At 68.1% G+C, this 12469-nt stretch carries 5 protein-coding genes; 2 read left to right on the plus strand and 3 right to left on the minus strand.

All coding sequences use genetic code 11. The features are described from left to right. Nucleotide 1: 1 nt before the first annotated feature. Entirely contained in the window at nt 2-4318 is a 4317-nt protein-coding gene (locus tag AB0J95_RS15515) for a family 43 glycosylhydrolase (RefSeq protein ID WP_364757500.1), read from the minus strand. A 289-nt stretch (nt 4319-4607) separates the two neighbouring features. Next, the gene (locus AB0J95_RS15520) at nt 4608-5432 is read right to left on the minus strand and encodes an SAM-dependent methyltransferase (RefSeq protein ID WP_364757502.1); all 825 of its coding nucleotides are present in this window, start codon (nt 5430-5432) and stop codon (nt 4608-4610) included. Nucleotides 5433-5598: 166 nt separating this feature from the next. Here AB0J95_RS15520 and AB0J95_RS15525 point away from each other — a divergent pair, with 166 nt between their 5' ends. Together AB0J95_RS15525 and AB0J95_RS15530 are read left to right on the plus strand one after the other, a co-directional pair. After that, nucleotides 5599-6777, plus strand: a complete 1179-nt coding sequence (locus tag AB0J95_RS15525) for a TerC family protein (RefSeq protein ID WP_364757503.1) — start codon at nt 5599-5601, stop codon at nt 6775-6777. 187 nt (nt 6778-6964) lie between these two features. Then, entirely contained in the window at nt 6965-11005 is a 4041-nt protein-coding gene (locus AB0J95_RS15530; RefSeq protein WP_364757505.1) for a beta-galactosidase, read from the plus strand. 101 nt (nt 11006-11106) lie between these two features. Here AB0J95_RS15530 and AB0J95_RS15535 read toward each other — a convergent pair whose 3' ends face one another. Then, nucleotides 11107-12462, minus strand: coding sequence for an RICIN domain-containing protein (locus AB0J95_RS15535; protein ID WP_364757507.1), 1356 nt, complete (start codon nt 12460-12462; stop codon nt 11107-11109). Between the last annotated feature and the right edge of the window lie 7 nt (nt 12463-12469).

Raw genomic sequence — 12469 nt, forward strand, 5'->3', positions numbered from 1 at the left:
GTCAGATGGCGTTCATCCCCCACCGGCCGCACGACAAGGCAGGGAACGTCACGGACTTCGTCAGGGTGGACCCGCCCTCGGCAGTCGCCGTCACGGTCGCCGTACCGGCGGAGTAGGCCCACTTGAGCGGCGTGAACACCGCCCGATAGGTCTGCCCCGGGTCGATCCGGCGCGACCGGCGTTCCCCGAACGGGCTGGTGACGACGGCTTCTATCGGGGTGTCACCGGTGTTGCGCACCGACACAGTCAGTTCCGGCCGCTGGCAACGGCATACCGAGGATGTCTCGACCGCCAGCTGCAGCAGCGCGGGAACGCTCGTCAGCGTGGGCACGACCGGGGTGATGGTCCCGTCGGGGCCGAAGGTCAGCTTGTCGATGGTGGTTTCGCGGTGGGTGCCATCACCGCCCGGGATGGCGAACCGGTGGTAGGCGATGTACCAGTCGCCGGTGTCCAGGACCTGGACGATCGAGTGGTGGCCGGTGCCGAGGATGCCCTGCTTGGGGTCCTTCGACAGGATGACGCCCTTGTTCTGCACGGTCGTCGCGAGCGGGTCGGACACCACGGCGTAGCCGACGCGGTAGTCCTCCGAGCGGGTGTCGTCGATCGACCAGCTCAGGTGGTACATGCCGTTGCGCTTCACCATGAACAGGCCCTCGCGGAAGTCCTGCAGGCCGGTGATCTGCCGGATCTTGGCCGGGTCGTAGGACACCATGTCCGGGTTCAGCGGCACCACATAGGGCGTGGAGTTGCCCCAGTACAAATAGGACTGTCCATTGTCGTCAGTGAACACCGCGGGGTCGATCTGCTGCCGGCCCTGGTAGTTCGCCTTGTCCACCAACGGGTGCCCGATGTCCTTGAACGGCCCCAGCGGGCTGTCCGCGACCGCGACACCGATGCTTTGCTGTGCCGAGAAGTAGAAGTAGTACTTGCCGTTCCTGTCCGCCGCCGTCGGCGCCCACGCGTTCGTGTCCGCCCACGTCACATCCGGTCCGAGGTCGAGGATCGTCGGGTGCGCGGTCCAGTCCCGCAGGTTGCGCGAGGACCACACCATGAACTTCGAGCTCGACCAGCCAGGCAACCCGTCGGTCGTCGCGTAGATGTAGTAGGTGTCGCCGAACCGCACGATGTTCGGGTCGGCGTTGAACCCGGGCAGGACGGGCGATCCCATCTCGACCGCGCTCACCGTCCACTCACGCGAACTGCCGTCGGGCGCAGTCACCGTGTACGTGCGGGGCTTGCTGAAGTCACGAACCTGGCCGTTGGCCGGGTTGATCCGGCTGCCGTCCGCGATCGCGAACTTCGGTGCGAGCCTGCGCAGGTCGGTCCCCGGCCGGACCGGCAACACGATCGTGCCGTCGCCGATGATCGCGGGGACTTTCAGCGAATCCAGCGTGACCCCGGCGACCCGGGTCGAGTTGCCCGGCAGCTTGCCGATGTCCGACGGTGTCAGCCCACGGTTCCACACCGAGACGTTACGCATCTTGCCCTTGAAGTAACGGTCGGCGGTGTAGAGCGACCGGCCCAGGTAGTTCGCCGTGGTCCGGCCGCCGCCGATCGCCTTGGGCTTGACGGTGACGTCCGATCGAGTGGCCACGCGTGCGCCGTCCAGCCACAGTTCCGCCGTACTCCCGGTCAACGTGTAGGTGAGCTGGTGCCAGGCCCCGCGGCTCAGCGCCCGGCCCTGCGTGACGGTCTGCTCGCCCGACCAGTTCCCGGTGGTGATCGACGCGCGATAGTCGTTGCCAGTGGCGAACAAGTAGCCGTCACCCGCACCATCCGCGCCGGTGTTCCCCATGCCCCACAGGAAGTACGGCGTGGGCTGCGCCGGGTCGATCCACACCTCGGCCGCCACGCTGATCGAGTCGAGACCGGCCATGAGGTTGTCGGGCAGCTTCACGTGGTCGTCGGTGCCGTCGAACGACAGCGCCCCGTCCGCCTTCGCGGTGCCGTTGACGAGCGTGGCGTTGTGACCGTTGCCGGAGGTGTCGGTCAGCCGCGTGCCGTCCACAGTCCCGGGATAGGACGCGATCAGACCGGTGGGTGTGGCCGACAGCGGCGGCGGGCCTTGGCGCAGCGCGGCCAGTTCGCGCGCACTGACCGGCATCACCGTGCCGTGCCGAGGGCTCTTGGGCAGGCTGTAGTTCGCGGGCACGCGCCACGACGGCGTTGCCAGGCTCTGGCTGCCCAGCGGGATGTAGCCGCGGCCGCCGTACTCGTCCACGAACAGGTAGTACTTCGACCCGGAGGTGTCACCGGGGTTGGCGGCGAACACCGTCGGCCCTTCCACCGCCGACGTTCCCGCGGCCCGGCCGATACACGACGCGGTGATCTGCCATGCCGGGTTCTTCGGGTCCCAGCCGGGCTTGTTGACGTCGTCGGTCTCGGTCAGGTCGTCGTTGCGTTCCTGGATGATGTCCGAGCACCCGGTCACGCCGCCTTCGTCCTTGGTGAACCGGTAGAAGGTGCCGCTGTCGGCGATCACCGTCGAGTCGATCCGGGACGCACCGAAGTCCTGCCACACCTTGGGTTCGCTGAACGTCCGGAAGTCGCGGGTGGTGGCGTAGAGCATCCGGTTGTAGGTGTTGCCGTTGTGCTGCGGGTCGTTCGCCGCGTAAAGCTTCGACGCCCAGAACACCACGTACGCGCCCAGTTTCGGCGACCAGTACGCCTCCGGCGCCCACGTGTTGCCCGCGGTCTCCGGTGACACCAGCACATGCCGTTGATCCGACCAGGTCACCAGGTCGGTGGACTCCCACACCTCGATCGAGCGGCTGCCGTGCCGCTGCGAGTAGTCCCACGAGGTACCACCGCCGATGGACAGGTCAGTGGCGATCAGGAAGAACTTGTCCCCCTCGGGCGAGCGGATCAGGAACGGGTCGCGCAGCCCCTTCTCCCCCATCGACGAGGTGAGCACCGGCCGGCCGCCGTTGAGCTCGTCCCACTGCAGGGCGTTGTTGCCTTGGCTGGCGGCGAAGTAGACGTTCTCGCCCGCCTTGGTGTTGCCGGTGAAGTAGGCGAAGGTGTAGCCCGCCATGGGTTCCGGCTTCGGCATCGGGCGGACCGTCAGGTCGAACGACCGGGTCCGCTCCTGGGAACCCAGCTTCACCGTCGCGGTCAGGCGCACCTTCGCGGGTGCGGCCCCGGTCGCCGGGCGCTTCACCTCGCCGGTGGCCGTCACCACGGCCGGGTTGCTCGAGCGCCAGGTCACGGTCGTCGCGTTCAGGCCGGTGGTGGGCAACGTCAGGTTGCCGCGCACATCGCCCGCATCGGCCACGGTCAGTGCGGCCGCCGCCTCCGCGACGAGTTCCCTCGCCGGGCGTTGTGCCTTCACCACGATGGTGAACTCCTTGGTACCGCTAGCGGCGCCGGACTTCACCGTCGCGGTCAGTTTCACTGTCGCGTCGCGGGATCCGGGTGCCGGGCGGGTCACCGTGCCATCGGCCGCGACCACGTTCGGCGCGCTGGAGGACCAGGTGATGGCCGAACCGTTCGGGCCCGTGGTCGGCAGCTTGAGCGACTCCGTCACCGCTGACGTGTCGCCGAGCGACAGCGCCGCAACGTCCCGCGCCACGCGCGTCTCGTCGGAAACCTTGCCCAGATCGGACACTTCAGCGGCCGACAGCGCACGGCTGTAGATCCGGAAGTCCCGCACGCTGCCTTGGAGGTAGCGGTCCGCGTTGTAGACCGAGCGGCCCAGGTAGTTCGCGGTCGTCGTGCCGTTGCCGATCTGCCCGGGCGTGATGGTGATCCCGTCCTTGCGGGCCACTTCGGCGCCGTCCTGGTAGAGCACAGCGGTCCCGCCACCGAGGGTGTAGGTCGCCGTGACCCAACGGTCGCGGGGCAGCGGCGTGGTCGTCGACGCGGTCTGTTCGCCCGACCAGTTGCCGGTGGTGATCGACGCGCGGTAGGTGTCGCCAGTGCTGAACAGGTAGCCGTTGCCCGCCCCGTCCGCACCGGTGTTTCCCAGTCCCCACAGGAAGTACGGCGTGGCCTGCGCCGAGTCCAGGCGGACCTGGACGGACACCGTGATGGCGGACAGGCCGCGCATCAGGTTGTCCGGTAAGTCGAGGTACCCGCCCGTGCCGTCGAGCTTCAACCCCTCGGTGCCGTTCCAGGCCGCACCGCCCACCACCTGGGCGGTGCGGCCATTGCCGGAACTGTCCGGGGCCGTCGTGCCTGAGGTCTGGTCGAGCACGTAGTGCGCTACGAGGTCACCGGCCCCGGCGGCGGAGGGGCCGACGACCATCACCGTGCTCAACACAACGGCCAAGGCCACACCCACCCGCGCGAGCATGGTCCTCTTCGGAGTCCACGACATCGGGGCCCCACTTCCGGACTGCGTACCGGGGCACCGCACCCCAGTTGTGAGCGCTAACACTCAGACATCGATCTCCCGATGTCAATGCCAGTACCGATTCAGACAACGTTGGCCACATGTGGCGAGACCAGATCGTTAGCGCTAACAGCCCGCTAGCAGCAGACGGCACCAGGCCGGCGTCTGCCGGGACCACGACGGCGCCGCCGCCATTGTCGAGCCGGAAGACATTCGTGCGCCCGGGCCTGACGTCGAGCCGAAGTACCGCACTACCGCGTGGGCTGCTCGGGACTCAGGGTTTGCGGGCGACCGCACCGGCGATCAGCCGCTGCACCGGGGCCAGGGGCTTCATCGGCGGACCGTCCGGCCACCAGTCGACAACCGGGACGAGTCCCGGCTCGATCGGCTCCAGGCCGTCCAGAAAGGACAGGATCCGCTCGTGCGTGCGGCACTCGCCGGACCCGACCGACCGCCGCAGGTTCTCCTCCAGCCGACGGGCGAGCGAGCGGTACTCGCTGCCCTCGCCGGGATCGAGGAAATGGCTGAGCGCGACGTACGAACCCGAGGGCAGGGCATCGATGTAGGCCCGCATCAGCTCGGCCGGTCCCTCCTCGTCGAGCACGTGGTGGATCGTCGCGCACTGCATCAGCGCCAGCGGCCGGTCGAAGTCGAGGACCTTGGTGACCACCGGGTGCTGCAGGATCTCCGCCGGCCGGCGCAGATCGGCGAACAGGAAGTGCGTCGACTGGTTCTCGGCCAGCAGCGCACGGCCATGCGCAGCGACGACCGGATCGTTGTCGACGTACACGACCGTCACGTCCGGGTTGGTCCGCTGCGCGACCTGGTGCACGTTCTGCGCGGTCGGCAGCCCGGACCCGCAGTCGAGGAACTGGTCGATGCCGGCCGTCCCGGCCAGGAACCGCACCACCCGGACCAGCCAGTCCCGCAGGTCGCGCGCGGCCAGCGGCGCGTCCGGGTCGATCGCCAGCGCCTGCCGATAGACCTCCCGGTCGACCTCGTAGTTGTCCTTGCCGCCCAGGAAGGCGTCGTAGACCCGGGCGATGCTGGGCCGGGTGGGATCCACCTCCGGCAGCTCGGGTTCATCCGCTGACAGCATTCGACGCACACCCGCTCGGATCGCCGGACTGATGGGTCGCAAACTCTATCGTCCTGCCCGATCCGGGCGGCATCGTGCCGGATCGGCCCGGCGAACGGACAATCCGTGCATCCGCAGGTTCGGCTCGGGCAGGATGCAACGGGTCCGGTCCTGCAGGAGGTAGCGCGTGGGTGTGCCAGTCGTGGCCTGGTGGCTGACGATCGCCGGGATCATCGGGTTGATCCTGTTCGACTTCTTCGTCCACGTGCGCAAGGCCCACGTGCCCACGATCGGCGAGGCCGCCGTGTGGTCGACGATCTACGTCGGGATCGCGGTGCTGTTCGGCGTGGGACTGTGGCTGTTCGGTGACTCGGCGATGGCGTCGGAGTACTTCGCCGGCTACGTCACAGAGAAGGCGCTGTCGGTCGACAACCTGTTCGTGTTCCTGGTGATCATGGCGAGCTTCAAGGTGCCACGGGCCGACCAGCAGAAGGTGCTGTTGTTCGGGATCGCGTTCTCGCTGGTCGCGCGGACCGGGTTCATCGCGCTGGGCGCGGCGCTGATCGACCTGTTCTCATGGGTGTTCTACATGTTCGGGCTGATCCTGCTGGTCACAGCGGGCAACCTGGTCAAGCCGAGCGGCAGCGAGGACCGTTCGGCGGACAACTTCATGATCCGGGTGGCCCGCAAGCTGGTGCGCACCTCGGACCGCTACGACGGCGACAAGCTGTTCACCGTGCAGGACGGCAAACGGGTGATGACCCCGATGCTGCTGGTCATGGTGGCGATCGGCGGCACGGACCTGCTGTTCGCGCTGGACTCCATCCCGGCCATCTTCGGCCTCACCCAGAACGTCTTCCTGGTGTTCACGGCGACCGCGTTCTCGCTGCTCGGCCTGCGCCAGCTGTACTTCCTGATCGACGGGCTGCTCGACCGGCTGGTCTACCTGACCTACGGCCTGGCGCTGATCCTGGGCTTCATCGGCGTGAAGCTCGTGCTGCACGCCCTGCACGAGAACAACGTGCCGTTCATCAACGGCGGCGAGCCGGTCAAGGTCGCGGAGATCAGCACGGGGCTGTCGTTGCTGGTGATCTTCGGGGTCCTGCTCGTCACCGTGATCGCCTCGCTGACCAGCCGCTGGGGCCGGGCACAGAACGTGATCGCCCAGGCGCGGCGGCACGCGCGGCAGTACTGCGAGGTGGAGAACGACCCGGAGCTGCGCGCGAGGATCTTCGCCCAGCTGGTCGCCGAGGAGCAGCAGCTGCACAGGCTGCCGGAGAAGTACAAGGCGCGGATCCGCGAGGAGGAGCAGCTGATGTCGTTGCTCAAGTGGGCCCACGCGCAGCACGCCGCAGCCAGCCGATAACGGTGCATCTCGTTCGATACTGTTGATTCTCGGTGTCTTGACCCTACGCATGCGGATGATTACTGTCTCATCTTGGTGACAGGACCTGCGGAAATGGGTCAAACAAACGCAATCGAACACGGAGGGCGCAATGGCGGCGTCTCGACTGTTAGCGTTAACACCACTACTCCGGCGGAGACTCCGAACCGTGGGTGTGGTGCTGGCCCTGGTTCTCGGGATGCTCATACCCACCGCGAGCGCCCAGGCGGCTCCCGCCAAGGCGACGCACACGGTCACCTATGACGGCTACTCGTTCATGATCGACGGCCAGCGCACCTATCTCTGGTCCGGCGAGTTCCACTACTGGCGGTTACCGAGCCCGGACCTGTGGCGGGATGTGCTGGAGAAGATGAAGGCCGCCGGCTTCAACGCCACCTCGATCTACTTCGACTGGGGCTTCCACTCCCCCAAGCGCGGCGTCTACGACTTCACCGGCATCCGCGACGTGGACAAGCTGCTCGACATCGCCCAGCAGGTGGGCATCTATGTGATCGCCCGGCCCGGTCCGTACATCAACGCGGAGACCGACTCGGGCGGGTTCCCCGGCTGGCTGACCACGCAGCCCGGCCGCGCCCGCAGCACCGCCGCGGACTACCTCGCCGCGAGCGACGAGTGGCTGTCCCAGATCGACCCGATCCTCAAGCGCCACCAGCTCACCAACGGCACCGGCACGGTCATCCTCTACCAGGTGGAGAACGAGTTCTACGACTCGTCCGCCGCCGCGCGCGACTACATGACCCACCTGGAGCAGAAGGCCAAGGCCGACGGCATCACGGTTCCGTTGACCGGCAACCACAACGGCACGTTCAAGTCCGGCGCGGGCGCGGTCGACGTGGACGGCCCGGACGCCTACCCGCAGGGCTTCAACTGCTCCAACCCCACCGCGTGGCGCGGGCTCAGTGACATCACCTACGCGCGCATCGCCGGGAAACCGTTGTACTCACCGGAGTTTCAGGGCGGTTCCTTCGACCCGTGGGGCGGACCGGGCTACGACAAGTGCCGCCAGCTGACCGGCCCGGACTTCGTGAATGTGTTCTACAAGAACAACATCGCGGTGGGCGCGACCGCGCAGAGCTTCTACATGACCTACGGCGGCACGTCCTGGGGCTGGCTGGCCGACCCGAGCCAGGTGTACACGTCGTACGACTACGGCGCGGCGATCACGGAGGCGCGCCAGCTCGGCTCGAAGTACGACGCGAACAAGCGGATCGGGTACTTCACGCAGGCAGTGGCGCCGCTGACGAAGACCGACCAGCTGGCCGTGACGGCGCCGACCTCGGGGTCGGTGGTCGACGTCGCCCGGATCAACCCCGACGACCACACGCAGTTCCACACCCTGCGCCACAGCGACCCGACCTCCACCGCCACGGACGACACCCACATCGCGATCGACCTCGGCGCGCGGTCGACCTACACCTACGACGACGTGGCGCCGCAGCTGGCGTACAGCGGCGCGTGGAGCCATGTCGGGCCGGAGCAGAACTACACCAGCGGGGACTTCCAGCGCACCGAGTCCTTCAGCCAGGTCGCCGGTGACTCGATCACCGTGCCGTTCACCGGGACCGGTGTCCGGTGGGTGTCCTCAAAGGACCCGAGCCACGGCATCGCGGACGTGTACCTGGACGGCGCCAAGGTGGCCACTGTAGACGGTTACGCCCCCGGCAAGCTTTTCCAGCAGGTGCTCTACGCGGCCTCCGGTTTGGCGGACACCCAGCACACGTTGAAGATCGTGGTGACCGGTCAGCGCAACGCCAAGGCGACCTCCCCGTTCGTGGTCGTGGACGCGATCGACGTGCCGCCCACCGGATCGGTCTACTACCCTTCGGTGCCGCAGCAACCCGGCACCGCGATCACGCTGGCGGGCCGTGATTCCAAGATCCTGGTCGCCGGTTACCAGCTCGGCGCCCAGCAACTGCGGTACTCGACCTCGGAAATCCTGACGCACGCCCAGATCGGCAACCGGGACGTGGCGTTGCTCTACGGCCGCGACGGTCAGGCCGGGGAAACGGTGCTGCACTACGACTCCGCGCCCAACGTCACGGTGCTGGACGGCAACGTTCAGTCCACTTGGGACGCGCAGCGCGGCGACCTGCGGCTGAACTACACGCACAGCGGGCTGGCGCGCGTGCTGGTGAACGGTGGATCTCGGCCGTTGCTGCTCCTGCTCGGGACCGACCAGACCGCGAGCACCTTCTGGCGTCAGGACACCGCTTCCGGGCCGGTGCTGGTGCGCGGCCCGTACCTGGTCCGCGGCGCCACCGCCGACAGCCGACGGCTCGCGCTCACCGGCGACACGACCACGGCCGGTGACCTCGAAGTGTTCGCCGCCCAAGGCGGTGACCTGCGCTGGAACGGCGCAGCGGTGACCACCCGCCAGACCACGAGCGGCAGCAGGCTCGGCACGCTCGGCGGAGCCGCCGCGGTGTCCCTGCCCGCACTCAACACCTGGAAGTACTCGGCGGAGTCCCCGGAGGCGCGGGCTTCGTTCGACGACTCCACATGGCAGGTCGCCACGAAGACCAGCTCGGTCAGCACGACCGCGCCGGGCACCCTGCCGGTGTTGTTCGCCGACGACTACGGCTTCCACTATGGCGATGTCTGGTACCGCGGCCGGTTCCGGGGCACTGGCAAGGAAACCGGGATCACGTTGTCGGCGAACACCGGCCGGGCCGGGGTGTGGTCGGCGTGGCTGAACGGCACGTTCCTCGGCAGTTCGAACACCAGCCGCAAGACCTTCGAGTTCCCGGCCTCCGCCGTGCGCAAGGACGCTGACAACGTCGTGTCCGTGCTCGTGGAGAACATGGGGCACAACGAGGACTACAACTCCAACGACACCCACAAGGAGGCCCGCGGGCTCACCGGCGCTGTGCTGACCGGTGCTCCGCTGACCGCGCTGACCTGGCGGATCCAGGGCGCGCGCGGCGGCGAGGACCTGCAGGATCCGGTGCGGGGGCCGATGAACAACGGCGGCCTGTCCGGCGAGCGCAACGGCTGGTCGCTGCCCGGGTTCCCGGATTCCGCGTGGCGCGACGTGAGTCTGCCCAACGCCGACAAGGCACCCGGTGTGGCCTGGTATCGCACCACGGTCGACCTGAACCTGCCGAAGGGCCAGGACACCTCGGTGGGGATCAGGATCGACGACGACCCGGCCCGGCACTACCGCGCCCAGATCTTCGTCAACGGCTGGCAGCTCGGCCGGTATGTCAACGACGTCGGCCCGCAGCACAGCTTCCCCATCCCGAACGGCATCCTGAAACCCAACGGCGCCAACACCATCGCCATCGCCGTGTGGAACACCGACGCCACCACGGGCGGGCTGGGCAAGGTCAGCCTGGAGTCCTACGGCACGCACACCAGTGCGCTGACCGTGGCCCCTGTGGACAGTCCGCGGTACAACCTGCTGCGGTACCTGAATGCCCCGTCGAGCCCGCTCCGGGCATCGCTCACCACGCCGGACATCGTGCAGCCCGGCCAGACCGTCGACGTGTCCGTGGACGTGACCGCGCGGTGCTTCCTGCCGCTGTTCAACGTGACCGCGCAGCTGTCCCTGCCGGAGGGCTGGACCGCGTCCCCGGCCACACCCGAGCGACTGTGGTGGTTGTTGCCGGGCCAGACCGGCACGATCCGCTGGAAGGTGACGGCCCCGCAGTCGCTTTCCGCTCAGCCGCTGCCGATCGGCGTCACGGCCATGACCGGCATCCTGTCCACTTCGGACACGCGGGTGGTCCGCGGACTACCGGCTCCGCCGACCACGACGAGCGCGGTCAGCAGCCTGCCGTTCCTGACCGCCACCAACGGTTGGGGCCCGGTGGAACGCGACTCGAGCAACGGCGAGAACGCGAGCGGCGACGGCAAACCGATCAGCATCCGCGGCACCACCTATCCCTCGGGTGTGGGCGCGCACGCAGACAGCGACGTCGCACTCTACCTCGCGGGCCGGTGCACCAAACTCACCGCCACGGTCGGTGTGGATGACGAGACCGGTGGCGGCGGCAGCGTCACGTTCTCCGTCGTCGCCGACGGGACCACGGTGTACACCTCACCGACGCTCACCGGCACATCACCCGCCCAGCAGGTCGATGTCGGCCTCGCCGGTGCGCAGGTGGTGGATCTGGTGGTCGGTGACGGCGGTGACGGCAACGGCCTCGACCACGCCGACTGGGCCGCCGCCACCGTCACCTGCGGCTGATCCCAGACAGCACGTAGCCGCACCGGCGCAATGCCCTGTCACCGGTGCGGCTACGCTCGCTGGACACCCGGGCCAGCGACCCCCAGCCAGATGCGGAACAGCTAGATTCGTTGGAGCTGGAACCGCTGGTTGGCGTTGCCGTTGACCGCGTACTGGGAGATGCGCGTACCGTCAGCGGTCGACGCGCCCCACACATCCAACGCCAGCCCACTCAGCCGGTTGACCAGGCTCACCGACCCGCCCTGGTCCACCACCCGCCACTGTTCGTTGGCGGTGTTGGCATCCGGCTGCTGGGTGACATCGGCACCCGAACCAGAACCGGCCACCTGCAGCACCAAACCGCTGTGCCGCGCCCTGATCCGGTAGTAACCACCGCCGGAGTCGAGGAAGTCGAACTGCTGGTTCAACCCACCGGTGACCGACCACTGGATCAACGCCGCACCAGCCGCCGTGGACCCGCCATTGATGTCCGCGGCCTTCCCGCTGTGCGACGCCACCAGCCGGTAGTTGACGCCGATCTGGACCGGCGGCGGCGGCGGATCGCTGGGCGAGCCGAACTGGCTGAAGAACTTCCAGATCTCCGCCTTGTCCCAGCTCCTGGCGCCGCTTTCGCAGCCGGTGCAGCCGTCCACCGGGCCCTGCTGGTGACCGCCGTCGAACGCGGCCCACACCACCGGATAGCCGGTCCGGCAGCCCGAGTAGACGGTGATGATGTGGGTCCGGCTGCCCGCGGCCGGCTCGGGCGCGTTCTGTGGTGTGCAGCCGTTGTTCCGCACGAATGTGTCACGCAGCGCCCGTCCGTTCTGGATGCTGTCGGACACACCGTGGATACCCATGTACGCGATGGGCTGTGTGCCACCGCTGCAGCCGCTGATCGCCCCCGGGGCGGCGATCGCCACGACCGCGCGGAAGACGTTCGCCCGGGAGCACGCCAGCGAGTAGCTCATCGCGCCGCCGTAGCTGAACCCAATGGAGAACAACTGTCCCGTGTCGACACACAGGTCGGCTTCGATCAGGCGGACCATGTCGTCGGTGAACGTCACGTCCTCACCGCCGGAGTTGCCCCAGCCGTTGCCGATGCCCTGGGGTGCAACGAAGATCGTGGAGTTGCCCGCCTGCGACTGCATGCCGTAGTAGGCCCACGCATACCCGTCGCTTCCGCCCGACGCGACCTGTTCGGCGGTGCCGCCCAGCCAGTGGTAGCCGAAGGCCAGGCGGTGCGGGTAGGTGTTGTCGTAACTGTCCGGGATCTTCAGGATGAAGCTGCGGTTCTTGCCGTTGCTCTGGATCGTGCGCGTGCCGCTGGTCAGCGTTGGGGTCTTGCCGCATCCGGCGCTCGCCGCCGCGACTCCGACGCCGCCAACGGGCGGTGCCGACGCGTCGGCGGCGCTTTGCACCGTGCCGCTCGCGGCGACGGCCAGCAGTGCCGCCGCCACAGCGGATCGAAACCTCACCATTCGCGCG

Origin of the sequence: Actinocrispum sp. NPDC049592, assembly GCF_040675465.1 — a bacterium.
Classification (GTDB): domain Bacteria; phylum Actinomycetota; class Actinomycetes; order Mycobacteriales; family Pseudonocardiaceae; genus Kibdelosporangium.

Bases quoted from the DNA above. Each gene is read 5' to 3' on its own strand.
- AB0J95_RS15520 (WP_364757502.1), bottom strand. From the start codon at position 5,432: ATGCTGTCAGCGGATGAACCCGAGCTGCCGGAGGTGGATCCCACCCGG.
- AB0J95_RS15535 (WP_364757507.1), bottom strand. From the start codon at position 12,462: ATGGTGAGGTTTCGATCCGCTGTGGCGGCGGCACTGCTGGCCGTCGCC.
- AB0J95_RS15515 (WP_364757500.1), bottom strand. From the start codon at position 4,318: ATGTCGTGGACTCCGAAGAGGACCATGCTCGCGCGGGTGGGTGTGGCC.